21 protein-coding genes and 2 tRNA genes are annotated in these 23,217 nt (G+C 63.4%); 6 read left to right on the plus strand and 17 right to left on the minus strand.

What is annotated here, in order from left to right:
* Positions 1–101: 101 nt before the first annotated feature.
* Entirely contained in the window at positions 102–2,798 is a 2,697-nt protein-coding gene (aceE, locus tag AB7E35_RS10110; protein WP_428167493.1) for a pyruvate dehydrogenase (acetyl-transferring), homodimeric type, read from the minus strand.
* Between the two features lie 191 nt (positions 2,799–2,989).
* On the opposite strand from aceE, the gene AB7E35_RS10115 reads away from it, so the two are divergent.
* From AB7E35_RS10115 to AB7E35_RS10135, 5 genes are all read left to right on the plus strand, one after another.
* Positions 2,990–5,536: a PAS domain S-box protein gene (locus AB7E35_RS10115; RefSeq protein WP_428163745.1), complete on the plus strand. Its 2,547-nt coding sequence runs from the start codon at positions 2,990–2,992 to the stop codon at positions 5,534–5,536.
* Positions 5,533–6,159 carry a response regulator transcription factor gene (locus AB7E35_RS10120; protein ID WP_428163744.1) on the plus strand — a complete coding sequence of 209 codons (627 nt, stop codon included), beginning with the start codon at positions 5,533–5,535 and terminating at the stop codon, positions 6,157–6,159. The genes AB7E35_RS10115 and AB7E35_RS10120 overlap by 4 nt, the downstream gene beginning before the upstream one ends.
* 78 nt (positions 6,160–6,237) lie before the next feature.
* Positions 6,238–7,089: a bifunctional methylenetetrahydrofolate dehydrogenase/methenyltetrahydrofolate cyclohydrolase FolD gene (gene folD, locus AB7E35_RS10125; RefSeq protein ID WP_428163743.1), complete on the plus strand. Its 852-nt coding sequence runs from the start codon at positions 6,238–6,240 to the stop codon at positions 7,087–7,089.
* Positions 7,090–7,120: 31 nt separating this feature from the next.
* The gene (locus tag AB7E35_RS10130) at positions 7,121–9,154 is read left to right on the plus strand and encodes a M3 family metallopeptidase (protein ID WP_428163742.1); all 2,034 of its coding nucleotides are present in this window, start codon (positions 7,121–7,123) and stop codon (positions 9,152–9,154) included.
* 121 nt (positions 9,155–9,275) lie between these two features.
* Entirely contained in the window at positions 9,276–9,911 is a 636-nt protein-coding gene (locus AB7E35_RS10135; RefSeq protein WP_428163741.1) for a glutaredoxin domain-containing protein, read from the plus strand.
* Positions 9,912–9,998: 87 nt separating this feature from the next.
* Here AB7E35_RS10135 and AB7E35_RS10140 read toward each other — a convergent pair whose 3' ends face one another.
* Together AB7E35_RS10140 and rpiA are read right to left on the minus strand one after the other, a co-directional pair.
* Complete coding sequence (locus AB7E35_RS10140) at positions 9,999–12,173, minus strand: bifunctional 2',3'-cyclic-nucleotide 2'-phosphodiesterase/3'-nucleotidase (RefSeq protein WP_428167494.1); 2,175 nt, start codon at positions 12,171–12,173, stop codon at positions 9,999–10,001.
* A gap of 167 nt (positions 12,174–12,340) precedes the next feature.
* The gene (gene rpiA / locus AB7E35_RS10145; RefSeq protein WP_428163739.1) at positions 12,341–13,030 is read right to left on the minus strand and encodes a ribose-5-phosphate isomerase RpiA; all 690 of its coding nucleotides are present in this window, start codon (positions 13,028–13,030) and stop codon (positions 12,341–12,343) included.
* A 35-nt stretch (positions 13,031–13,065) separates the two neighbouring features.
* Here rpiA and AB7E35_RS10150 point away from each other — a divergent pair, with 35 nt between their 5' ends.
* Entirely contained in the window at positions 13,066–14,127 is a 1,062-nt protein-coding gene (locus AB7E35_RS10150) for a quinone-dependent dihydroorotate dehydrogenase (RefSeq protein ID WP_428163738.1), read from the plus strand.
* Positions 14,128–14,183: 56 nt separating this feature from the next.
* On the opposite strand, the gene AB7E35_RS10155 is transcribed toward AB7E35_RS10150, so the two are convergent.
* The 14 genes from AB7E35_RS10155 to iscR all read right to left on the minus strand — a co-directional run bounded on the left by AB7E35_RS10155 (position 14,184) and on the right by iscR (position 23,146).
* A complete protein-coding gene (locus AB7E35_RS10155; protein WP_428163737.1) occupies positions 14,184–14,501 on the minus strand; it encodes a hypothetical protein in 318 nt (105 codons plus the stop codon).
* 2 nt (positions 14,502–14,503) lie between these two features.
* Positions 14,504–14,899: a phage holin family protein gene (locus AB7E35_RS10160; protein ID WP_428163736.1), complete on the minus strand. Its 396-nt coding sequence runs from the start codon at positions 14,897–14,899 to the stop codon at positions 14,504–14,506.
* A 67-nt stretch (positions 14,900–14,966) separates the two neighbouring features.
* Positions 14,967–15,275 carry a DUF883 family protein gene (locus AB7E35_RS10165; RefSeq protein ID WP_428163735.1) on the minus strand — a complete coding sequence of 103 codons (309 nt, stop codon included), beginning with the start codon at positions 15,273–15,275 and terminating at the stop codon, positions 14,967–14,969.
* 141 nt (positions 15,276–15,416) lie between these two features.
* A complete protein-coding gene (locus tag AB7E35_RS10170; protein WP_428163734.1) occupies positions 15,417–16,535 on the minus strand; it encodes an NAD(P)/FAD-dependent oxidoreductase in 1,119 nt (372 codons plus the stop codon).
* An 89-nt stretch (positions 16,536–16,624) separates the two neighbouring features.
* A tRNA-Val gene (locus tag AB7E35_RS10175) sits at positions 16,625–16,699 on the minus strand.
* Between the two features lie 36 nt (positions 16,700–16,735).
* Positions 16,736–16,810 (minus strand) — tRNA-Val (locus tag AB7E35_RS10180).
* Between the two features lie 25 nt (positions 16,811–16,835).
* A complete protein-coding gene (dnaQ, locus tag AB7E35_RS10185) occupies positions 16,836–17,564 on the minus strand; it encodes a DNA polymerase III subunit epsilon (RefSeq protein ID WP_428163733.1) in 729 nt (242 codons plus the stop codon).
* On the minus strand, positions 17,564–17,902 hold the full coding sequence (gene fdx, locus AB7E35_RS10190) for an ISC system 2Fe-2S type ferredoxin (RefSeq protein WP_428163732.1): 339 nt from the start codon (positions 17,900–17,902) through the stop codon (positions 17,564–17,566). The genes dnaQ and fdx overlap by 1 nt, the downstream gene beginning before the upstream one ends.
* 39 nt (positions 17,903–17,941) lie before the next feature.
* Positions 17,942–19,810: a Fe-S protein assembly chaperone HscA gene (hscA, locus tag AB7E35_RS10195; protein WP_428163731.1), complete on the minus strand. Its 1,869-nt coding sequence runs from the start codon at positions 19,808–19,810 to the stop codon at positions 17,942–17,944.
* 79 nt (positions 19,811–19,889) lie between these two features.
* Complete coding sequence (gene hscB / locus AB7E35_RS10200) at positions 19,890–20,408, minus strand: Fe-S protein assembly co-chaperone HscB (RefSeq protein WP_428163730.1); 519 nt, start codon at positions 20,406–20,408, stop codon at positions 19,890–19,892.
* 69 nt (positions 20,409–20,477) lie between these two features.
* Positions 20,478–20,801 carry an iron-sulfur cluster assembly protein IscA gene (gene iscA / locus AB7E35_RS10205; protein WP_428163729.1) on the minus strand — a complete coding sequence of 108 codons (324 nt, stop codon included), beginning with the start codon at positions 20,799–20,801 and terminating at the stop codon, positions 20,478–20,480.
* 5 nt (positions 20,802–20,806) lie between these two features.
* Positions 20,807–21,208 carry a Fe-S cluster assembly scaffold IscU gene (gene iscU / locus AB7E35_RS10210; RefSeq protein WP_428163728.1) on the minus strand — a complete coding sequence of 134 codons (402 nt, stop codon included), beginning with the start codon at positions 21,206–21,208 and terminating at the stop codon, positions 20,807–20,809.
* Between the two features lie 70 nt (positions 21,209–21,278).
* The gene (locus tag AB7E35_RS10215; protein WP_428163727.1) at positions 21,279–22,499 is read right to left on the minus strand and encodes an IscS subfamily cysteine desulfurase; all 1,221 of its coding nucleotides are present in this window, start codon (positions 22,497–22,499) and stop codon (positions 21,279–21,281) included.
* A 110-nt stretch (positions 22,500–22,609) separates the two neighbouring features.
* Positions 22,610–23,146: a Fe-S cluster assembly transcriptional regulator IscR gene (gene iscR / locus AB7E35_RS10220; RefSeq protein ID WP_428163726.1), complete on the minus strand. Its 537-nt coding sequence runs from the start codon at positions 23,144–23,146 to the stop codon at positions 22,610–22,612.
* Positions 23,147–23,217: the final 71 nt, after the last annotated feature.

The following is a 23,217-nucleotide window of genomic DNA, read 5'->3' on the forward strand; positions in this document are numbered from 1 at the left end:
TCGCCCACCTTGACCAGCAGCTCGATCACGCCGACTTCGTCGAAGTCGCCAATGTCGGGAACCTGAATGTTTACCAATGCCATGACTGTGTCTCCCGGTCTTCAGGCGTACAGGGGGTTGATCTTCTCGGTCTGGATGCCGTACTTGGCAATCGCCTCGGCCACCTTCTGCTTGGGCAGCTTGCCTTCTTCAGCCAGCGCGTTGAGCGCAGCCACGGTGATGTAGTGGCGGTTGACCTCGAAGTGCTCGCGCAGGCGGTAGCGGAAGTCGCTGCGGCCGAAACCGTCGGTGCCCAGCACAGTGTAGGAGCGCCCTTCGGGGATGAAGGCGCGGATCTGCTCGGCGTAGTTCTTCATGTAGTCGGTGGACGCCACCACCGGCCCCGGGCGGCTGCCCAGCTGCTGCGCCACGAAGGACGTGCGCGGCGTCTCCAGCGGGTGCAGCAGGTTCCAGCGCGCCACATCCTGGCCCTCGCGGGTCAGCTCATTGAAGCTGGTGCAACTCCACACGTCGGCCTGCACGCCCCACTCAAGAGCGAGCAGCTTTTGCGCCTCGATCGACTCGCGCAGGATGGAGCCCGAACCCAGCAGTTGCACGCGCTTGTCCCCTTCGGCACCAGCCTTGCACAGATACATGCCCTTGATGATCTGCTCCTCCGTGCCGGGCTGCAGGCCGGGCATGGCGTAGTTCTCGTTGAGCAGCGTGATGTAGTAATAGACGTTTTCCTGCTTCTCGACCATGCGCTTGAGGCCGTCTTGCATGATGACGGCGACCTCGTGCGCGAAGGTGGGGTCGTAGCTCACGCAGTTGGGGATGGTGCTGGCCAGGATGTGGCTGTGGCCGTCCTCGTGTTGCAGGCCCTCACCGTTGAGCGTGGTGCGGCCCGACGTGCCGCCCAGGATGAAGCCCCGCGCCTGCATGTCGCCAGCAGCCCAGGCAAAGTCGCCAAAGCGCTGAAAGCCGAACATCGAGTAATAGACGAAGAACGGAATCATGATGCGGTTGTTGGTGGAGTACGACGTGGCCGCCGCGATCCACGAGCACATGCCGCCCGCCTCGTTGATGCCTTCTTGCAGAATCTGGCCGGCCTTGTCCTCCTTGTAGTACATCACCTGGTCGCGGTCGACCGGGGTGTAGAGCTGGCCCAGCGGGTTGTAGATGCCGATCTGGCGAAACAGCCCTTCCATGCCGAAGGTGCGCGCCTCGTCCACCAGGATGGGCACCACGCGTGGGCCCAGGGCCTTGTCGCGCAGCAGCTGCGTCAAAAAGCGCACATAGGCCTGGGTGGTGGAGATCTCGCGCCCCTCCGCAGTCGGCTCCAGCACGGCCTTGAAAGTCTCGAGCGCCGGCACTGTGAAGCTTTCGTCGGCATGCGTGCGGCGATGCGGCAGGTAGCCGCCCAGGGCCTTGCGGCGCTCGTGCAGGTAGCGCATCTCGGGCGTGTCGTCGGCCGGTTTGTAGTAAGGCAGCTTGTCCAGCTCGCTATCGGGGATCGGGATGTTGAAGCGGTCGCGGATGTACTTGATGTCCTCGGCCGACAGCTTCTTGGTCTGGTGCACGGTGTTTTTGCCTTCGCCGGCCTTGCCCATGCCGTAACCCTTGACGGTCTTGACCAGCAAGACGGTGGGCTGGCCCTTGTGCGCGTTGGCTGCGTGGAAGGCGGCATAGACCTTTTCTGGCTCATGGCCGCCACGGCGCAGCTCCCAGACTTCCTCGTCGGTCATGTGCTCGACCAGCTTGGCCGTCTCGGGGTACTTGCCAAAGAAGTGCTGCCGCACAAAAGCGCCGTCGTTGGCCTTCATGGCCTGGTAATCGCCGTCCAGGGTTTCCATCATCAGCTGCTTGAGCTTGCCGCTCTTGTCGCGCGCCAGCAGCTCGTCCCAGCCCTTGCCCCACAGCAGCTTGATGACATGCCAGCCCGCACCGCGGAAGTCGCCCTCCAGCTCCTGGATGATCTTGCCGTTGCCGCGCACCGGGCCGTCCAGGCGCTGCAGGTTGCAGTTGATGACGAAGATCAGGTTGTCCAGGTTCTCGCGCGCGGCCAGGCTGATCGCGCCCTTGCTCTCGGGCTCGTCCATCTCGCCGTCGCCCAGGAAGATCCAGACCTTGCGGTTTTCGGTGTTGGCGATGCCGCGGGCATGCAGGTACTTGAGAAAGCGCGCCTGATAAATGGCCATCATCGGCCCCAGGCCCATCGACACGGTGGGAAACTGCCAGAAGCCGGGCATCAGCTTGGGGTGGGGGTAGCTGGACAGACCCTGGCCGCCAACCTCTTGGCGAAAGCTCTCCAGCTGCTCTTCGGTGATGCGCCCTTCCAGGTAAGCGCGCGCGTAGATGCCCGGGGCGCTGTGGCCCTGGAAGTAGATGCAGTCGCCGCCGTGGTTTTCACTTTCGGCATGCCAGAAGTGGTTGAAGCCCGCGCCCCACATGCTGGCCAGCGAGGCAAACGAGCCGATATGGCCGCCCAGATCGCCGCCGTCGGGCGGATTGAGGCGATTGGCACGCACCACCATGGCCATGGCGTTCCAGCGCATGTAGGCGCGCAGGCGCTTTTCGATGGCGATGTTGCCCGGGCATCGGGCTTCCTGGGTTGGCTCGATGGTATTGACGTAGCCGGTATTGGCCGAGAAAGGCAGGTCAATGCTGCTCTGGCGCGCCTGCTCCAGCAATTGCTCCAGAAGGAAGTGGGCGCGCTCGGGTCCTTCTTTCTCGATGACGGCGGACAAGGCATCCAGCCACTCGCGGGTTTCTTGCTGATCGGTGTCAATCAGGTGGGTGAAATTGGTCGATTCGGACATGCCCGGTCTCCTTTGGATTCAATGTGATTTAGTGTGATTCAGTGTGAATTACGCAATTCTTGCGGCAAGTTTCGCATAGTTTTTTTTAAATTCCGAATGATGCTTTTTAATATCTTATTATGAAATTTTGCTGCAAATGCACAATATTTCTTTAGATGAAATGTGCAGTGCAGCCCCTTAAACTTCGCGCCATGGACTCTCCCATTCCCTCCCCTGCACCACCCGAATCCGGCACAAAACCAACCAGCCGGTGGTGGCGTACATGGTGGCGCAATCTCTCGCCCACACGCCAGGATCGCTTTGCCGCGCTGGCGCCCCTGGCGTCGGTGCTGATGTTCCTGGCCGCCATCGTGGCGTCTTTCTGGTATCTGCGCACCGAGGAAATGGATCGCGAGAGGGAGGCCCTCAAACGCGACGTGGAATACGCCCAGCAGCGCGTGCGCCTGCGCCTGCTGGAGCGCCAGGAGCAAGTCATGCGCATTGCGCGCGATCTGTCCAACCAGGATCTGGAGCGCGCAGACTTTGTCAGTCGCGCTGAGGCACTCATCAACCAGTACCCCGAGCTGCAGTCCATCACCTGGATTGACGAGCGCCGCCGCATACGCGCCAGCCACGCCGCGCCGACGGTGGCCAGCAGCCAGTTACGCGTCAGTGGCGAGATGCTCAAGCCCGGCGATACAGCCGACCTTTTCAGCCTGGTGCGCGACCTGCAGCAGCCCATATACGGGCAGCCCGCTGCCCGCCCCGGCGAAATGGTGCCGCTGCTGCAATTGCAGGTGCCGCTGTCGCCGCAAGGCAGGTTCGGCGGCGTGGCACTGGCCGAATACTCCACCGACAGCCTGCTGCGCTACGGCACACCGACCGAAGTGCTGGCGCGCTACGCCGTCACGCTGCGCGACGGCAACGGACAAACACTGGCCGGCACCCCGCTGCCCCCCCGCAAAAATGCCCTGCTACCCTGGACTACCAAGGCCAATGCCTATGAGGTTCCCGTTTCTCCCGTGGGCAATGGGCTGCTGCTGCGCGCCCAGGCCTACCGCACCTCGCCCGGCCTGGTAGGCAGCGCCCTGTTCTGGCTGGTGGGCGCGCTCAGCGTCATGACTGCGTGGATGCTCATCGCCACCTGGCGACACACGCGCCGGCGGCTGCAGGTGCAGCAGGCGCTGGTCGCCGAGACCAACTTTCGCCGGGCAATGGAAAACTCGGTGCTCACCGGCATGCGCGCGCTGGATCTGGAAGGCCGCATCACCTACGTGAACGCCGCGTTCTGCCAGATGACGGGCTGGACCGAGGCCGAGCTGGTCGGACAGACACCGCCCTACAGCTACTGGCCCGAGGATGAATACGAGTCGCTGCACGCCAATTTGCGCGACGAGCTGGCTGGCAAAACCCTGCCAGGCGGGCTGCAGGTGCGCGTGCGCCGCAAGAGCGGCACGCTGTTCGATGCCCGCCTGTATGTGTCGCCGCTCATCGACGCGCACGGGCAGCAGACAGGCTGGATGACCTCGATGACAGACATCACAGAGCCCAACCGCATCCGCGAGCAACTCACCGCATCGCACGAGCGCTTTACCATCGTCCTGGAAGCGCTGGATGCGTCTGTTTCGGTGGCCCCACTGGGCAGCCAGGAGCTTCTGTTTGCCAACCGCCTGTACCGGCAGTGGTTCGGCTCGCAAACCACCGGCCACCTGCAGCTGGTGGCGCAGGCTGGCGTGCTGCCCTCGACCGAGTCACGCAGCATGGACGACGAAGACAGTCTGATGGGTCTGCCCACAGACACCCTGACCAGCGCCCGCTCCGAAAACGCCGAGATCTACCTGCCCGAGCTGGGCAAATGGCTGGAGGTGCGCTCGCGCTATCTGAACTGGGTGGACGGGCGCCTGGCGCAGATGGTGATCGCCACCGACATCACACAACGGCGCGTTGCCGAAGAACAGGCCGCGCGCCAGGCCGAGCGAGCCCAGTCGGTCAGCCGCCTCATCACCATGGGCGAGATGGCCTCCAGCGTGGCCCACGAGCTCAACCAGCCGCTCACGGCGATCAGCAACTACTGCAGCGGCATGGTCTCGCGCATCCAGAGCGGCCAGATCAGCGAAGAAGCGCTGCTGACGGCGCTGCAGAAAACCGCCCACCAGGCGCAGCGCGCAGGCCAGATCATCCAGCGCATCCGCGCCTTCGTGAAGAAAAGCGAACCCAACCGCACCCTGGCCAACGTGCATGAGATGGTCAGCGAAGCCATAGAGCTGGCCGACATCGAGCTGCGCCGCCACAACGTGCGCCTGACGCACTACGTCGCCGCCCGCCTGCCGCCGGTCATGGCCGATGCCATCCTGATTGAGCAGGTGCTCGTCAACCTGATGAAAAACAGCGCCGAATCCATAGCCCAGGCCCATCGCCCGCCCGCCGGGCGCAGCGTGGAGCTGCGCGTGGTGCCGCGGCAGGTGGACGCCAGCGAAGTGATCGAGTTCACCGTGCAAGACACAGGCAAGGGCCTTGCCCCCGAAGTGCTGGCTCACCTGTTCGAGGCCTTCTTTTCCACCAAGAGCGAGGGCATGGGCATAGGCCTGAATCTGTGTCGCAGCATCGTCGAATCGCACCAGGGCCGCATGCACGCCGAGAACATCTACAATGGAACGGAGGTCATCGGTTGCCGTTTCTCTTTCTGGCTTCCGCTCGCCAATGCTGCAGACAACACTATCAAAACTGCAGCAACGTCAACGCCAAGGACTAATGCATGAGTTTGATTCCAAAAAAGGGGACCGTCTATGTGGTGGACGACGACGAAGCCGTTCGCGACTCGCTTCAATGGCTGCTGGAGGGCAAGGATTACCGGGTGCGCTGCTTTGATTCCGCCGAATCCTTCCTGGCCCGCTACGACCCCCGCGAGGTGGCCTGCCTGATCGTAGATATCCGAATGGGTGGCATGACCGGCCTGGAGTTGCAAGACAAGCTGATGGAGCGCAAGTCACCCCTGCCCATCGTGTTCATCACCGGCCATGGCGATGTCCCGATGGCCGTCAACACCATGAAGAAGGGAGCCCTGGACTTCATCCAGAAACCCTTCAATGAAGAAGAGCTGTTGTCCGTGGTCGAGCGCATGCTGGATCGCGCCCGCGAGGCTTTTGCCGACCACCAGCAAGCCGCCAGCCGCGATGCGCTGATGTCCAAGCTCACCGGCCGCGAGGCGCAGGTACTCGAGCGCATCGTCGCTGGCCGCCTCAACAAGCAGATCGCCGACGACCTGGGCATCAGCATCAAGACGGTGGAGGCGCACCGCGCCAACATTATGGAAAAGCTGGGCGCCAACACCGTGGCCGACCTGCTCAAGATTGCCCTGGGGCAAACTCCCACCAAGGTCTGATCGCTTCAATTTTCATAGCTGCCTGCGCATATTCCATAAGCGCCAGGCAGCTTTTTCATTTGTATCGTGGATTCACCAATGACAGCCCAACTGATCGACGGCAACGCCCTCTCGCGCCAACTGCGCACCGAAGTCGCCCAGCGCACCACTGCGCTAAAAGCCCGCGGCATCACCCCCGGCCTGGCCGTGGTGCTCGTGGGAGACAACCCGGCCAGCCAGGTCTATGTGCGCAACAAGGTCAAGGCGTGCGAAGAAGTGGGCTTTCATTCGGTACTGGAAAAGTACGACGCCACGCTGACTGAAGAGCAGTTGCTGGCACGCGTGGAGGCGCTGAACAACGACCCCAGCATTCACGGCATCCTGGTGCAACTGCCCCTGCCCAAGCACATTGACGACCACAAAGTCATCGAAGCCATCTCGCCTCTGAAGGATGTGGATGGTTTCCATGTGGCCAGCGCCGGCGCGCTGATGGTGGGCGAAGTGGGCTTCAAGGCCTGCACGCCCTACGGCTGCATGAAGATGCTCGAATCCATAGGCATGAAAGACCTGCGCGGCAAGCATGCGGTGGTGATTGGCCGCAGCAACATCGTCGGCAAGCCCATGGCCATGATGCTGCTGACGGCCAACGCCACCGTCACCGTCTGCCACAGCGGCACGGCTGACCTGGGTGCCATGACGCGCCAGGCAGACGTGGTGGTCGCCGCCGTGGGCAAGCGCAACGTGCTAACGGCCGACATGGTCAAGCCCGGCGCCGTGGTGATCGACGTGGGCATGAACCGCAACGACGAAGGCAAGCTGTGCGGCGACGTGGACTTTGAAGGCGTCAGGCAGGTGGCCGGCTGGATCACACCCGTGCCCGGCGGGGTGGGCCCCATGACCATCACCATGCTGCTGGTCAACACGCTGGAGGCGGCTGAGCGCCTGGCTTGAACCAACCCGTCCCAACGCCATCTATCACCGCATGAGCAATCCCCTCCTCGACTTCTCAGGCCACATCCCCTTCGACCGCATCAATCCCGCCGACGTAGCCCCGGCCGTGGACGTGCTGCTGCAACGCGCGGACACCGCGCTGGAGACCGTCACCCGGCCCGACTTCCCCGCGCGCTGGGACGCGATCGCCCGCGTGCTGGACGTCGCCACCGAAGAACTGGGCCGCGCCTGGGGCGCCGTAAGCCACCTCAACAGCGTGGCCGACACTCCCGAGCTGCGCGCCGCCTACAACGAGGCACTGCCGCGCATCACCGATTTCTGGACCCGCCTGGGCGCCGACGAGCGTCTGTACGCCAAGTACAAGGCAATCGACCCCGCCACGCTCAACCCCGAGCAGCGACGGGCGCACAGCAACGCGATACGCAACTTCGTGCTGTCGGGCGCCGAGCTGCAGGGGGCAGCCAAGGAACGCTTTGCCGCTATCCAGGAACGCCAGGCCGAACTGCAGCAAAAGTTCAGCGAAAACGCCCTGGACGCGACCGACGCGTTCGCCTACTACGCCACGGACGATGAAATCGACGGCCTGCCCGCCGACGTGCAGAACGCCGCCCGCGCCGCGGCCCAGGCCGAGGGCAAGGACGGCTACAAGCTCACGCTGAAGATGCCGTGCTACCTGCCGGTCATGCAGTTCGCTACCAGCAGCGCACTGCGCGAAACACTCTACCGCGCCTACGTCACGCGCGCCTCCGACCAGGCCAGTGGTGACGCTGCGCGCTTCGACAACACCGCCGTGATGGCCGAAATCCTCGCTCTGCGCAGGGAAGAGGCGCAACTGCTGGGCTACGCCAATTTCGGCCAGGTGTCACTCGTGCCCAAGATGGCCCAGTCGCCCGAGCAGGTCATCCACTTCCTGCGGGATCTGGCGCACCGCGCCCGGCCCTTTGCCGAGAAGGACGTGGCCGATCTGCGAGCCTTTGCCGCAGAAGCTCTGGGCCTGGCCACCCCCCAGTCCTGGGACTGGCCCTACATCTCCGAGAAGCTCAAGGAAGCGCGCTACGCCTTCAGCGAGCAAGAGGTCAAGCAGTACTTCACGGCGCCCAAGGTGCTCGCCGGGCTGTTCAAGATCGTCGAGACGCTGTTCGAGGTGGCCATCCGCCGCGACACCGCACCCGTGTGGAACAACGCCGTGGAGTTTTACCGCATCGAGCGCGGCGGTCAGCTGGTGGGCCAGTTCTACTTGGACCAACCCGCTCGCCAGGGCAAGCGCGGCGGGGCGTGGATGGACGACGCCCGCGCACGCTGGCTGCGCCCCGACACGGGCCAGCTTCAGACGCCCGTGGCGCATCTGGTGTGCAACTTTGCCGACGGAGTTGATGGAGCGCCCGCGCTGCTCACGCACGACGACGTGATCACCCTGTTCCACGAATTCGGCCATGGCCTGCACCACATGCTGACCCAGGTGAACGAGCGCGACGTGTCCGGCATCAGCGGCGTGGAGTGGGACGCCGTGGAATTGCCCAGCCAGTTCATGGAGAACTTCTGCTGGGAATGGGAAGTGCTGCGCCACATGACCGCCCATGTGGACACTGGCGAGCCACTGCCGCGCCCGCTGTTCGACAAGATGATCGCGGCCAAAAACTTCCAGTCAGGAATGGCCACACTGCGCCAAATCGAATTCGCGCTCTTCGACATGCTGCTGCACACCGAGCATGACCCGCAAGGCGACCTGCTGGCGTTGCTGGATCGCGTGCGCGATGAAGTGGCCGTGCTCAAGCCACCCACGTTCAGCCGCACGGCCCACACGTTCAGCCACATCTTCGCAGGCGGCTACGCCGCCGGCTACTACAGCTACAAGTGGGCGGAAGTGCTCAGCGCCGACGCTTATGCCGCGTTCGAGGAAACCGCCAGTGCCAACGGCGAGCCCAGCCTGGAGACCGGCCGGCGCTACCGCCAGGCCATCCTGGAAGCGGGCGGCAGCCGCCCGGCCATGGACTCTTTCAAAGCCTTCCGGGGCCGCGAGCCCACGCTGGATGCACTGCTGCGACACCAAGGCATGACCTCCTGAAAACATGGCTGCGGGCGTCAGCCCCTTGGTGGGCAATAGGCTTTCTCATACCGCACCAGTCATCACAGGACAGACGCTTGCAGCTATGATTTTTGCCACATCACAGCCAAGAGGAAACCGCATGTCTATCCTTCGCACCGCTGCCGCCCTTGCCGCCACCTGCGCTGCAGCCACCGTGCTGCCCCCTGCTGCGCAAGCCCAGCATGTGTACCGCATCGTCGGGCCGGACGGCAAGGTGACCTTTTCAGATCGTGCCCCCGCCGCGGGCGCTGAGGGCAAGGTCATCAGCGGTGGGCCACGCAGCGCCAGTGGCCTGGAGACCCTGCCTTACCAGTTGCGACAAACGGCCACACGCTTTCCCGTGACGCTGTACACCAGCAGCGATTGCGTACCCTGCAACAGTGCACGCAACCTGCTTGTCAATCGCGGCATTCCGTTTACCGAACGCACGATCACCAGCAACGAAGACCTGGACGCCCTCAAGCGCCTGAGCGGAGTGACTAGCGTGCCCTTCGGCACCATTGGTGCGCAGCACTTGCAGGGTTTTTCTGACGCCCAGTGGACCCAATACCTGGATGCGGCTGGCTACCCACAGCAATCGCAGTTGCCGCGCAACTACCAGGCGCCCGCCCCCACGCCTTTGGTGTCCGGCAAACCTCCAACACCTGCTGCTGAACCTGCGCCCCCGCCGCGTCCGGCAGCCCCACCCGTCGTCGACGGCCCCACGCCCAACAATCCGGCAGGTATCCGTTTTTGAGGCACCCGCACCTAAGCTGAAACAACAAGGCCACCTCTAGGGTGGCCTTGTTGTTGCACTACACCGGCAGCACCGGTGCAGCCCCTATCACTGGCTGAGGTCGATGCGATAGACCGTGTAAGCGCCGGTGCCGTTATTGACGCCGGTGTCGTCTGCCTTTTCAACGCTGATGTTGGTCAGACCGGAGGCCCGAGCCAAGTCCAGTTCGTCCTTGCCCGACTTGAACAGCACCTTGCCTGCGGTGGCCACCTTGGCAAAGCGCCAGCTACGATCCGAGCCGTTGGCCACGCGGGTCATATCCTTTTTGGTCTTGACGTAGTTCAGCACCACTTCACGATTGGCATCGGGGGATGCCCAGATGATGTCGAACTTCTTGCCGGTGCCCAGGATGTAAGGCGCGCTGGCGTTGGCACGATAGTTGTTGGTGGCAATGATGAACTCCTGCGCAGGGTTCATCGGTTGACCTTTGTACGTCAGGTTCTTGATGCGCTCTTCACCCGCTACCGGCTTATTGACGTTGTACTTGGGCTTGGTCACGTCGATCTCGTAGCTGATGTCCGGCGTGGTGAACACGTCGTAGTTGTAGCCCGGGAACGACGAGCCAGGCTGCACGCCGGTCTTGCTGTCGTTGATGAGCCACTGGTCTGCCGTCTTCGCCGGGTCGATCTGGTTGAAACGGTTTGCCGCATTTTCCAGCCACAGCTTGATCTGGGCACCCGTCACCTTCACCGCGTTGACGGTGTTGTTGTCGTACAGGTACAGGTCAGCGGCATTGGCAACGGTCATCGTGCCAGCCTTCACGTCGGTGTAGTCGGTACTGCTCTGGTAACCGGCCTTGAACGGCGCAGTGACCGACAGAACTGGCAGGCTCGCGTACTGCGGCAGGTTGTTCTTGACGTAGTTGGCCACATGCTCCTGCTGCGCCTGGTTGACGATCTGCAGGGCCGTCACATCGCCCACGTCGGCAAACATGGAGCTCAGGCGGAAGTCCGTGTTGCCCACGGGCGACTGCACGTACGCACGCGTCTTGTCGTGCAGCTCCTGCACCGCCTGCACCACGGCCGAGTCAGATGCCACGTATGTGTTGGGGTTGCTGCCCGTCTGCGTGGTGCGCACCTGAACGTCGGTCTTCGCGGTATCCACCGACCACTTCTTGGCCGCGCCATCCCACTTGAGCGAGTAGCTGATCACGCCCAGCGCCTTGCCCCACGAGCTGGCCATCACGGCCGGCACGCCATTGAGGGTGCCCTTGGCGTTGTCCGCACCTTCAAACTTGTAGGCCGGGTTGGCCCCGCGGTCGGGGAATGTATTGTGCTCGTGGCCCATCACGATGCCATCGATACCCTTCACATCCTTGGTGATGTAGTAGCCAGGGTTCTCCATGTTGGCAAAGTAGCCATTGGCGCTCATGCCGCCGTGCAGCAGCACGAAAACCAGGTCGGCCCCCTTGGCGCGCACTTCGGGCACATACTTGGCGACCGTATCGCGGCCATCCTGGGTGCTGACTTTACCGTCCAGCTTGTCCTTGTCCCAGTTCAGGATGCCAGGCGTAGTGATACCGATGACACCAATCTTGATCGGCAGCGTGACGGTCTTGCCATCGGCCTGCGTGGCCGTCAGGTTGCGCTCCAGGATGACGTAAGGGTCGATCAGTGGCTTGCCGGTTTTCAGGCTGGTGACGTTGGCAGTCACGATTGGAAAGCCCGGGCCCTTGTCCTTGGAGCCGATCTTGGGATCCACTCCGTCCACATCCAGACCACCGCCGAGAATCTGGCTGAGGTAGGGCAGGCCGAAGTTGAATTCGTGGTTGCCCAGTACACCCGCGTCGTACTTCAGCGAGGCCATGGCTTTGTACATGGTCAGCTGCTGGGTGGCAGGCAGCGGGGCGACCATCGCTTCGTAAGTGCCCAGCACCGAGCCCTGAATGGTGTCGCCGTTGTCCACCAAAAGGGTGTTGGAGAATTCGCTGCGTGCCTTGTGGATCAGCGTGGCGGTGCGCTCCAGGCCCAGGGAGTTGTCGTCCCGATTGGAGTAGTAGTTGAAGCTGCGCACGTAGTAGTGCAGGTCGGTCGTCTCCAGCAGTGCCAGTTGCGCGGTTGCGTTTTGCGCAACCGGAGCGGGCGCCGGTGCCGGCGCCGGCGCCGGTACGGAGTTGTCGTCATCATTTCCTCCGCAGGCCGTCAAGGCCAGCAGAGCGCTGATCAGCAGCAGATTGCGCGGAGCGCTGGGGAAACCACGCTTTGTTAATGAATCACGAGGCACGGCCGGTTCCTTCTCGGTTTATGAAAAGGCCGGATTGTTCTCGTGGGCTTTGACAAAGGCGTGACTGCCATTCGGCGCAGGCGAGTTGCGCCTCAAAGACAACACCTCCGCACCTGGCCGTTGGCCTGCCGAAAGCCGCCAAGCGGTCGGCCTATGCCGATGAAATTTCAGTACGTCAGGGTCTTCACGCCCTGCCTCGTGCCCAGCAGACAGACGCTGGCCTTGTGGTGCGCAAAAACACCCACGGTGACCACGCCGGGCCACTGGTTCACCTCAGATTCAAGCGCCAGCGGATCGGTGATGCGCAGGCCGCGCACATCCAGGATGTGCTGGCCGTTGTCGGTCACCAGCGGCCGACCGTCCTTCAGGCGCAGCGTAGCCTGACCACCCAGCAGTTCGAAACGCCGCGCGATGTGAGCTGCGGCCATCGGAATCACCTCCACGGGCAACGGGAACGCACCCAGCACATCCACCCGCTTGGACTCGTCGGCGATGCAGACAAAGTTGTGCGCCAGCGCCGCCACGATTTTCTCGCGCGTGAGAGCCGCGCCGCCGCCCTTGACCATGTAGCCGCGGCCATCGATCTCATCGGCGCCATCGATGTACACAGACAGCGAGCGCACCTGGTTGGCGTCCAGCACGGGAATACCCAAAGCCTTGAGCCGTACGGTGCTGGCCTCGGAGCTGGAAACCGCGCCGCGGATGCTGTCCTTGATGGACGCCAGCGCCTCAATGAACTTGTTGACCGTGGAGCCAGTCCCCACGCCCACCAGTTCGCCAGGCACCACGTATTGCAGCGCGGCCTGGCCGACCAGGGTCTTGAGTTCGTCTTGGGAAAGTGGGGTAGATGCAGTCATGAGGGAAAATCCGGAAAGATTTCTGAATTATCCCCATGTCTCTCCTGCCCTACGCCCTCACCCGCCCCTTTCTCTTCGGCCTGAATGCCGAAACCGCCCACGAACTGACCATGCAGCTGCTTGAGCGCGGTCAGCGCACTCCGCTGCAATGGGCCTGGTGCGGCGAAACCGTGAACGACCCCATCGAACTGGCAGGCCTGCGCTTTCCCAACCGCGTGGGCATGGCCGCAGGGCTGGACAAGAACGCGCGCTGCATCGACGCGCTGGCCGCTATGGGTTTCGGTTTTGTCGAGGTGGGAACTGTCACACCCCGCCCCCAGCCGGGCAATCCCAAACCGCGCATGTTCCGCCTGCCCGAGGCACGTGCGCTGATTAATCGGCTGGGCTTCAACAACGAAGGGCTGGATACCTTTGTCGCCAATGTGCAGCGCTCCCGCGTCCGTACGCAGAACCACGGTAGCAGCCAATTGTTGCTGGGTCTGAACATCGGCAAGAACGCAGCAACCCCCATTGAAGACGCCACGCGCGACTACCTTACTTGCCTGGACGGCGTCTATCCGCACGCGGACTACGTCGCCGTGAACATCAGCTCGCCCAATACGCAGAACCTGCGCAGCCTTCAAAGCGATGCGGCGCTGGACGGTCTGCTGGGCGCCATTGCGGAGCACCGCGAACAGCTCGCCAGCGCTCAAGGCCGCCGCGTGCCCCTTTTCGTGAAAATTGCACCCGATCTGGACGAAGCGCAGATCGCCGTGATCGCTGCGACGCTGCAGCGCCAAGGCATGGATGGGGTGATTGCCACCAACACCACTATCAGCCGTTCTGCAGTGCAGGGAATGCGCCATGCCGAAGAAACAGGGGGCCTGAGCGGCGCTCCGGTGCTGGAAGCCAGCAACGCCGTGATCCGCCAACTGCGCGCCGCCTTGGGGCCGGCCTTTCCGATCATCGGGGTGGGTGGAGTCATGAGCGCCGAGGACGCGGTGGGCAAAATCCGTGCAGGCGCCGATGTGGTGCAAATCTATACCGGCCTGATTTACGAAGGACCCGCCCTGGTAGGCCAGGTAGCGCGCGCCATCAAGGCCATGCGCCAAGCCTAGACGCAGTGCGCGTGGCGCAGGACGCGGCCTAACGCCCCCCAAGCGCAAACCCTGCGCTAGCCGCGCCGCATGCGCACCAGCAGCGGCACCAGAAGTCCGGCCCAGCGAATCACGCGATTGGGGCCTGCCAGCGCCAGCGCAACGCCTGCCACAGCCACCACTGCCACGGGGTGCAGGCGCGCAAAGGTGATCAACCGCGCAGTCAAGGGCGCATCGGGCTCCACGCGCTCTTGCGTGGCTGCATGAGCGTGCGCCTGGCGCATGGCTGCGCTGCGCGCGCGCCTGCGCTCTCGCTGCACCAGGATTCGGTCAAGCACCTTTTGCTGCTGCGGCGTGGGCACAGGCAAAGGCGCCCCGGAATGCAAAGGGGTCATGATTACAGGTGCTCCTTGATTGAGCGCCAGTCCTGGGACAGTTCCCGGCGCGTGAGCGCGAAGGCGTTACCGGCCTTACGACCAATGGATAAAAGGGCCGCCAGCACCACGCCGCACGCCAGCAACCAGCTGCCTGCCAGAAGCCAGGCTACCAAAACACGCTGGGGTGTGTCCCAGAACTGCACCAGCACGGCCACCGACAGCAGCAACAGGGCTACCACGCTCAGCGCACCGAACAGGATGAGCAGTACCAGCAACTGCGCCAGTCGGCGCTTTTGGTCAGCCCATTCAAGGTGCGCCAGCTCAAGGCGGTCTTCAGCCGCAATCGCACCCTCGATGAGGGTGGCGCGCCAGCGCGCAGCCCACCCTTCAAGCCCCAACAGCGCAAACCAGTTCATTCGCCCCTTTCTTCGCAGCCGGTGCACGGCGCAGCGTTCAATCGCAAACCCGACAGTTCCTCAGGTCTTAGCGACGAGCCAGCAAAAAGCCGACCAACGCCCCCACAGCCAACGCTGCGCTGGCGACGCGCCAGGGTTCGTCGTGGGCATAGCGGTCTGCGGCACGGGCGGCGTCGCGGGCCTGGTCTGCTGCGTCCTGCGCCGCACGCACGGCAGCATCACGCACCGTGTGAATGCCGTCGTCGAGGCGCTGGCGCAGTTGCTTGATCTCTGGAATGCCGTCCAGATCCTTGCTGGCCAGCAGCCCGCGTAGATCACTGACCAGCTTTTCGAGTTCATTCTGGGTCTTGGAAACGGTTTCGGATGCGGAGATCATGAGAAAGCCTTTCGGAGGAGTTAACGATGTCGAGATGCCTTTCATGCTGGCATCCACACATAATCCATCTTAGCCCAGCCAGACTGTTTCAGCGAACAGGCCACCGCCGAAGTGCAGCTCTGGCGTGCGATGCATGCGCCGTCAGTACGAATCGTCTGACTCGCGCAACAGCGCCGCGACATACTCGCCAATCGCCAGTGCGCCAGTCAACCCCGGCGACTCAATACCAAACAAATTGACCAGCCCGGCCACGCCATGCTGTCTCGGGCCCTGGATGACAAAATCCGCCGCGGGCTCATGCGGCCCATGTATCTTGGGACGTATGCCCGCATAACCCGCAGCCAGGGCGCCGTCACGCAAGCCCGGCCAGTACTTGCGTACCTCTGCATAAAAACCCTGGGCGCGGGCCTGATCCACCATCAGATCATCAGGGCTGTCCACCCATTGCACGTCCGGTCCAAATTTGGCCTGGCCCGCCAGATCCAGCGTCAGATGCACGCCCAGGCCCGCCGCCTCAGGTACGGGGTAAATCAATCGGCTGAAGGGTGCGCGACCCGACAAAGTGAAATAGTTGCCCTTGGCATACGCCGCTCGCGGCACATGTGAGCCGCCCAGCCCGGCAAAGCACCGCGCCAAGTCTGGCGCATACAAGCCGGCCGCATTCACCACCGTGCGCGCGCTGATGCGGGTGCCGTCCAGCGCTTCCAAATGTATGGCTTTTGGCGTGCACTGTGCCCTGACCAGAGTCGAATGGAGCGCCACCAAGCCACCCGCATTTTCCAGATCGCCTTGCAGCGCCAGCATGAACGCATGGCTGTCCACAATGCCCGTGCTGGGCGACAGCAGCGCGGCCACGCATTGCAGTTCGGGCTCCAGGGCCCTGGCCTCGTCGCGTGTCAACCACCGCAGGTCATCCACTCCGTTGGCGGCTGCGCTCGCTTGGATGCGGGCCAGTTGTGCCTGCTGCTGGGGCGACGTGGCCACGATGAGCTTGCCGCAACGGCGATGCGGCAGGCTGCGTTCGGCGCAGTAGTCATACAGCATGGCCTTGCCCTGTACACACAGCCGCGCCTTAAGTGAGCCCTGCGGATAGTAGATGCCAGCGTGGATGACCTCACTGTTGCGCGCACTGGTCTGGGTGCCGATGGCGTTGGCCGCTTCCAGCACCAGCACCTCGTGCCCATCCAGCGCCAGAGCGCGCGCCACAGCCAAACCCACCACGCCCGCGCCGACAACGACGCAATCCACCTTGTCACCCATGGCCCGCTCTCCATCCAGTTTTTTCCGCCAGCCGAGACATGCCCCATGCAAAAAACCCCTTGCACGCAACGCCTGCAAGGGGTTTTATATGGTGGGTGATACATGGATCGAACATGTGACCCCTGCCGTGTGAAGGCAGTGCTCTACCGCTGAGCTAATCACCCAAAGCTTTGACCCTACAGGCCAAAACTCTTGAAAAATGGTGGGTGATACATGGATCGAACATGTGACCCCTGCCGTGTGAAGGCAGTGCTCTACCGCTGAGCTAATCACCCGTGTCGTCTTCGCGACAGCCCGCAATTATGGCATAGCTTTTGGGGCGTCTGACAGGGTTCGCCAAATAGTTTTGCCTGCGCTGGATTTGTCGATCTGCGCCAGCAAAGCCTCGTGCTCGGCCAGCTCCTGGTCGTTGGCGGCAATAACGGGCAGTGCCAGGCGGCTCAGATCCACGACGGCTGCCTTCACGCCACCTTCGCCTGTGGGCAAGTCGTCCAGGATCAGCAGCGCCTCCTGACCACGCGTCATGTTGATATAGACATCGGCCAGCAACTGCGCGTCCAGCAGCGCACCGTGCAGCGTGCGGCCCGAGTTGTCCACCTCCAGACGGTCGCACAAGGCGTCCAGCGAGTTGCGCTTGCCCGGAAACATTTCCTTGGCCATGGCCAGGGTGTCAACAATGCCGCTCACATGGGTGGCCAGCGGTGCCAGGCCGACCAGTTCCAGCTCTTTGTCCAGAAAGCCCACGTCGAAGCTGGCGTTATGGATGATGAGCTCGGCCCCCTGCAGGTAGCGCAGGATGTCCTGCGCACAGTCGGCAAACTTGGGCTTGTCGCGCAGGAATTCATTGCTGATTCCGTGCACCCTCAGCGCGTCCTCGTGGCTGTCGCGCTCGGGGTTCAGGTACAGGTGCAGATCATTACCGGTGAGCTTGCGGCCCAGCAACTCAACGCACCCCAGCTCGATGATGCGGTCGCCGTTGTCGGCAGACAGGCCGGTGGTTTCCGTGTCCAGAACAATCTGCCGGATCATCAATGGTTCTCCCGGGCGTGGTTGATGGTGTATTTGGGGATTTCCACCGTCACATCACTGTGCGCCAGGATGGCCTGGCACGACAGGCGCGACTGCGGCTCCAGGCCCCAGGCACGATCCAGCAGATCCTCTTCTTCTTCCCCTGGTGCGTTGAGCGACTCATAGCCGCGGCGCACGATCACATGGCAGGTGGTGCAGGCGCAGCTCATGTCGCATGCGTGCTCGATCTGGATATCGTTATCCAGTAGCGCCTCGCAGATCGAGGTGCCCGCGGGCGCAGTGATTTCGGCACCCTCAGGGCAATATTCGTGGTGTGGAAGTATTTTGATGACGGGCATGGCGACCAGGTTCGGGAAAGTAGGAAATAGGTGTCGCGCTCACAGCGATGCGACGTTCTTGCCGGCCAGTGCATCGCGTATGCCGCGGTTCATGCGCTGGGCGGCAAAAGCCTCGGTGCCTTTGGCCAACGCGCTGGTTGCAGCCTCTACGGCCGCTGCGTCGTGGCCAGCTTCCAGCGTGTGCCGCAATGCCTGCATCAAGGCTTCAACGGCAGCACGCTCGGCAGACGAGAGCACGTCGCCGTCCGCATCCAGCGCACTTTGCGTGGCGATCAACAGGCGGTCGGCATCGACGCGCGCCTCGACCAGCGCGCGGGCCTGCATGTCTTGTTGCGCAGTGGCAAAACCGTCTTGCAGCATGCGGGCGATCTGCTCGTCGCTCAGACCATACGTGGGCTTGACGTCGATGCGCGCCTCCACGCCGCTGCTTTGCTCGCGCGCGCTCACGCTCAGCAGGCCGTCGGCGTCCACGGTGAAGGTGACGCGGATGCGCGCCGCGCCCGCCGCCATGGGTGGGATGCCGCGCAGCTCGAAGCGCGCCAGGCTGCGGCAGTCCTGCACCAGGTCGCGCTCGCCCTGCACCACATGAATGGCCAGCGCCGTCTGCCCGTCCTTGTAGGTGGTGAAGTCCTGCGCCTTGGCGGTGGGGATAGTCTCGTTGCGCCCGATGATGCGCTCGACCAGACCGCCCATGGTCTCAATGCCCAGCGACAGCGGAATCACGTCCAGCAGCAGCAGGTCGCCCGCCGCGTTGTTGCCCGCCAGCTGGTTGGCCTGGATGGCGGCGCCCAGAGCCACGACCTCGTCGGGGTTCAGGTTGATAAGCGGCTCACGGCCGAAAAACTGCGCCACCGCCTCACGCACCTGCGGCATGCGGGTGGAGCCGCCCACCAGCACCACGCCCTGCACGTCACCGCGCTCGATCTGCGCGTCGCGCAGCGCGCGGCGCACCGCCGCCAGGGATCGCTGCGTCAGCGCAGCCGTGACCGCGTCGAAGTCCGAACGCTTGACATCCAATTGGACTTGAGTCCCCGCCAGACAAGCGCTGAACGCTACAACTTCAGAAGCAGTCAGGGCCTCTTTGCAGGCACGCGCTGCCAGGCGCACGGCGCTCTTGTCCTCCGCCGTCAGTGCCTGCAGCCCCAGTTGCTGCAGCACCCAGTCGGCAAACAGGGCGTCGTAATCATCGCCGCCCAGAGCCGAGTCGCCGCCCGTGGCGATGACCTCGAACACGCCCTGCGTCAGGCGCAGGATGGAAATATCAAACGTGCCGCCGCCCAGGTCGTACACGGCGTAGATGCCCTCGGAGGCGTTGTCCAGGCCGTAGGCGATGGCGGCGGCCGTGGGCTCGTTGATCAGGCGCAGCAGGTGGATGCCCGCCAGGCGTGCCGCGTCCTTGGTGGCCTGGCGCTGGGCATCGTCGAAATAGGCGGGCACGGTAATGACGGCACCGTAGATGTCGCTGTCAAAGCTGTCCTCGGCGCGAAAGCGCAGCGTGGCCAGGATTTCGGCGCTGACTTCGACGGGGGACTTCACGCCGCCGGCCGTGGACAGCGTCAACATGCCACCCGCGCCTTGCGACGGGGCGAAGTCGTAGGGCAGCTTGTGCGGCTCGGCAATGTCATCCAGGCTGCGCCCCATGAAGCGCTTGACGGAGGCCAGCGTGTTGGACGGGTCTTGCGCCTGCGCAGCCACGGCGTCGTGGCCGATCTGGCGCCCGCCCCCGGCCAGGTAGCGCACCACCGAGGGCAACAGCACCCTGCCCTCGCCATCCGGCAGGCACTCAGCCACACCGTTGCGCACCGCTGCCACCAGCGAGTGCGTGGTACCCAGGTCTATGCCCACGGCAATGCGCCGCTGGTGCGGGTCGGGGGACTGTCCGGGTTCGGAAATCTGCAAAAGCGCCATGGAATCGGTAAGTGAATAGGCCCGGCGGCCAAGCGGCCTGTGCCAAGCGTTGAAGGGACGAGAAGATCGGAACGGGGACTTATTGTCCCAGTTGCTCCCGGCGCACATCGATGTCCTGCGCAAATCGCGCAATGAACATCAGGGCTCTGACCTCCCGCGCCGCGCCGACATAGTCGCGCTGCGCATCGATCAGCTCGCCGCAGCGCGCAAGGGCCGCGCGGCGTGCCGCCTGCATCTCGTCGTCCAGGGCATTCAGCTGTGCGGGACTGGTGGCGTCGTCCAAAGCCTCGCGCCACTCCATTTGCTGCATCAGAAAAGCCGCTGGCATGGCGGTGTTGTCTTCGGCGCGGATGGGCGCGCCACCCAGCTCGCACAGGTAGGCCGCACGCTTGAGCGGGTCTTTCAGGCGCTGGTAGGCCTCGTTGATGCGCACGGACCATTGCATCGCCACGCGCTGGGCTGCCGCACCCTGCGCGGCAAAGCGGTCGGGGTGGGCCTGGCGCTGCAATTCCTTCCACCGCGCATCCAGCTGCGTGCGGTCTTGCACGAAGCGGCGAGGAACGCCAAAGAGTTCAAAGTCGTCGGATTGAAGATTCATGGCAATAAAAAAACCGCCAGCGCGGCGGGCGATGGCGGTCACTGAGGTGATGCGCCCCCGGCGCCAACGTCACACGCGAAAGCTTTCACCGCAACCGCAGCGGTCGCGCTCGTTGGGGTTGTTGAACTTGAAGCCCTCGTTCAGGCCCTCGCGCACGAAGTCAAGCTCTGTGCCGTCGATGTAGGCCAGACTCTTGGGGTCGATCAGCACCTTGACACCATGGTGCTCGAAGACGATGTCCTCGGGCTCTTGCTCGTCCACATACTCCAGCTTGTAGGCCAGGCCCGAGCAACCCGTGGTCTTGACCCCCAGGCGCACGCCCAGCCCCTTGCCGCGCCGGCTGAGGTAGCGACCCACATGCCGGGCTGCGGCTTCGGTCAGCGTAATGGCCATGGCGCTCAGGCGGCCTCGACGGTCGCGCCGTGCTTGGCCTTGTAGTCGTTCACCGCTGCCTTGATAGCGTCTTCGGCCAGGATGGAGCAGTGAATCTTCACGGGCGGCAGCGCCAGTTCTTCGGCGATCTGGCTGTTTTTCAGCTGCGCGGCTTCGTCCAGCGTCTTGCCCTTGACCCATTCGGTCACCAGCGACGACGAGGCGATGGCCGAACCGCAGCCGTAGGTTTTGAAGCGCGCATCCTCGATCACGCCCGTGTCGGGGTTGACCTTGATCTGCAGCTTCATCACGTCGCCGCAAGCGGGCGCGCCCACCATGCCGGTGCCCACCGTGTCGTCGCCCTTGTCAAACGAGCCGACGTTGCGGGGGTTTTCGTAATGGTCAACGACTTTATCGGAATAGGCCATGATTTACTCCTTTTTTAGTAGCTACCAGCGCTCAATTTATAAGGGCTAGAGGCCGATTTGATGCAAATTCTCAGTGGGCTGCCCACTGGATGGTGCTGATGTCCACACCGTCCTGGTACATCTCCCACAGGGGGCTGAGCTCGCGCAGCTTGGCCACGTTGTGGCGAATCGTGCTGATGGCGTAGTCGATTTCTTCCTCGGTGGTGAAGCGGCCGATGGTCATGCGCAGGCTGCTGTGGGCCAGCTCGTCGCTGCGGCCCAGGGCGCGCAGCACGTAGCTGGGCTCCAGGCTGGCCGAAGTGCAGGCCGAGCCGCTGGAGACCGCCAGGCCCTTGATGCCCATGATCAGCGACTCGCCCTCGACGTAGTTGAAGCTCATGTTCAGGTTATGAGGAACACGCCGCTCCAAATCGCCGTTGATGAACACCTGTTCGATGTCGTTGAGGCCGTCGAGCAAGCGCTTTTGCAAGGCGCGCGCCTTGGCCAGGTCCTGCGCCATCTCCAGCTTGGCCAGGCGGAAGGCCTCGCCCATGCCCACGATCTGGTGCGTGGGCAGCGTGCCCGAGCGCATGCCGCGCTCATGGCCGCCGCCGTGCATCTGCGCTTCGATGCGAACGCGCGGCTTGCGGCGCACGTACAGAGCGCCGACGCCCTTGGGGCCGTAGGTCTTGTGCGAAGCCAGGCTCATCAGGTCAACAGGCAGGCTGGCCAGGTCGATCTCGATCTTGCCGGTGGCCTGGGCGGCGTCCACATGGAAGATGATGCCCTTTTCGCGGCACAGCGCGCCAATGGCAGGAATGTCCTGGATCACGCCGATCTCGTTGTTCACGAACATCACGCTGATCAGGATGGTGTCGGGGCGAATGGCGGCCTTGAGCACTTCAAAGTCGAGCAGGCCATTCGCCTGCACGTCCAGGTAGGTCACCTCAAAGCCCTGGCGCTCCAGCTCGCGCATCACGTCCAGCACGGCCTTGTGCTCGGTCTTCACGGTGATCAGGTGCTTACCTTTGCCCTGATAGAAATGCGCCGCGCCCTTAATGGCAAGGTTGTTCGACTCGGTGGCACCGGATGTCCAGACGATCTCGCGCGAGTCGGCGCCGATCAGGTCGGCCACGTGGCCACGCGCTTTCTCGACCGCCTCTTCTGCCTCCCAGCCCCAGGCATGGCTGCGAGACGCGGGATTGCCGAAATGCTCGCGCAGCCACGGGATCATCGCGTCAACGACCCGATCATCCACGGGAGTCGTAGCGCCGTAATCAAGGTAGATGGGGAAATGCGGGGTCATGTCCATGGCTGGCTCGGATAACAAGATTCTGGCGACAGGCGACAGAAATCAAATAAAGGGATGAGGGCAAGCGGCGCGGATCGGGTTGCATGCGCGACCAGGCGCAGCTTGCGGACTCAGGACTTGGCGAAGACGTTGCCCAGCGCAAACACCGAGTTCGGTGCATTGACACGGATGGGTTTGACCACAGGGGTAGTGGAAATTGCGCGGCGGGTCACGGGCTTGTCCTCGATCTGCACGCCCTTGGCAATCTGGTCGTCCACCAGTTTTTGCAGCGTGACGGAGTCCAGAAACTCGACCATGCGCTGGTTGAGCGACGCCCACAGCTCGTGCGTCATGCACCTGCCGGCTTCGCCCAGACAGTTTTCCTTGCCGCCGCACTGCGTCGCGTCGATAGGCTCGTCCACGGACACAATGATGTCGGCCACGGTGATGTCGCCCGCCTTGCGGGCCAACGTGTAGCCGCCCCCAGGGCCGCGGGTGGATTCCACCAATTCATGGCGGCGCAGCTTGCCGAACAACTGCTCCAGATAGGACAGCGAGATCTGCTGGCGCTGGCTGATGGCCGCCAGCGTGACGGGGCCGTTGTTCTGGCGCAAAGCCAGGTCAATCATGGCGGTGACCGCAAAACGGCCTTTGGTTGTGAGACGCATCGCAAGCTCCTTGTCTAGGCTTGATCGTTATAAAAACACCACTGTCAGGCTGAGAACCCTGCCCAGGGCAC

It is taken from the genome of Diaphorobacter sp. (assembly GCF_050251835.1).
In the GTDB taxonomy this organism is placed as follows: Bacteria; Pseudomonadota; Gammaproteobacteria; order Burkholderiales; family Burkholderiaceae_C; genus JBFXIE01.

Excerpts from the sequence above, each read along its gene's own strand:
- AB7E35_RS10215 (WP_428163727.1), bottom strand. The coding sequence starts at position 22,499 with ATGGACATGACCCCGCATTTCCCCATCTACCTTGATTACGGCGCTACG.
- aceE (WP_428167493.1), bottom strand. The coding sequence starts at position 2,798 with ATGTCCGAATCGACCAATTTCACCCACCTGATTGACACCGATCAGCAA.
- AB7E35_RS10165 (WP_428163735.1), bottom strand. The coding sequence starts at position 15,275 with ATGATCTCCGCATCCGAAACCGTTTCCAAGACCCAGAATGAACTCGAA.
- AB7E35_RS10115 (WP_428163745.1), top strand. The coding sequence starts at position 2,990 with ATGGACTCTCCCATTCCCTCCCCTGCACCACCCGAATCCGGCACAAAA.
- hscA (WP_428163731.1), bottom strand. The coding sequence starts at position 19,810 with ATGGCGCTTTTGCAGATTTCCGAACCCGGACAGTCCCCCGACCCGCAC.
- AB7E35_RS10155 (WP_428163737.1), bottom strand. The coding sequence starts at position 14,501 with ATGACCCCTTTGCATTCCGGGGCGCCTTTGCCTGTGCCCACGCCGCAG.
- iscU (WP_428163728.1), bottom strand. The coding sequence starts at position 21,208 with ATGGCCTATTCCGATAAAGTCGTTGACCATTACGAAAACCCCCGCAAC.
- AB7E35_RS10120 (WP_428163744.1), top strand. The coding sequence starts at position 5,533 with ATGAGTTTGATTCCAAAAAAGGGGACCGTCTATGTGGTGGACGACGAC.
- hscB (WP_428163730.1), bottom strand. The coding sequence starts at position 20,408 with ATGAATCTTCAATCCGACGACTTTGAACTCTTTGGCGTTCCTCGCCGC.
- dnaQ (WP_428163733.1), bottom strand. The coding sequence starts at position 17,564 with ATGATCCGGCAGATTGTTCTGGACACGGAAACCACCGGCCTGTCTGCC.
- AB7E35_RS10130 (WP_428163742.1), top strand. The coding sequence starts at position 7,121 with ATGAGCAATCCCCTCCTCGACTTCTCAGGCCACATCCCCTTCGACCGC.
- AB7E35_RS10160 (WP_428163736.1), bottom strand. The coding sequence starts at position 14,899 with ATGAACTGGTTTGCGCTGTTGGGGCTTGAAGGGTGGGCTGCGCGCTGG.
- AB7E35_RS10170 (WP_428163734.1), bottom strand. The coding sequence starts at position 16,535 with ATGGGTGACAAGGTGGATTGCGTCGTTGTCGGCGCGGGCGTGGTGGGT.
- AB7E35_RS10150 (WP_428163738.1), top strand. The coding sequence starts at position 13,066 with ATGTCTCTCCTGCCCTACGCCCTCACCCGCCCCTTTCTCTTCGGCCTG.
- folD (WP_428163743.1), top strand. The coding sequence starts at position 6,238 with ATGACAGCCCAACTGATCGACGGCAACGCCCTCTCGCGCCAACTGCGC.
- AB7E35_RS10135 (WP_428163741.1), top strand. The coding sequence starts at position 9,276 with ATGTCTATCCTTCGCACCGCTGCCGCCCTTGCCGCCACCTGCGCTGCA.
- iscR (WP_428163726.1), bottom strand. The coding sequence starts at position 23,146 with ATGCGTCTCACAACCAAAGGCCGTTTTGCGGTCACCGCCATGATTGAC.
- fdx (WP_428163732.1), bottom strand. The coding sequence starts at position 17,902 with ATGCCCGTCATCAAAATACTTCCACACCACGAATATTGCCCTGAGGGT.
- rpiA (WP_428163739.1), bottom strand. The coding sequence starts at position 13,030 with ATGACTGCATCTACCCCACTTTCCCAAGACGAACTCAAGACCCTGGTC.
- iscA (WP_428163729.1), bottom strand. The coding sequence starts at position 20,801 with ATGGCCATTACGCTGACCGAAGCCGCAGCCCGGCATGTGGGTCGCTAC.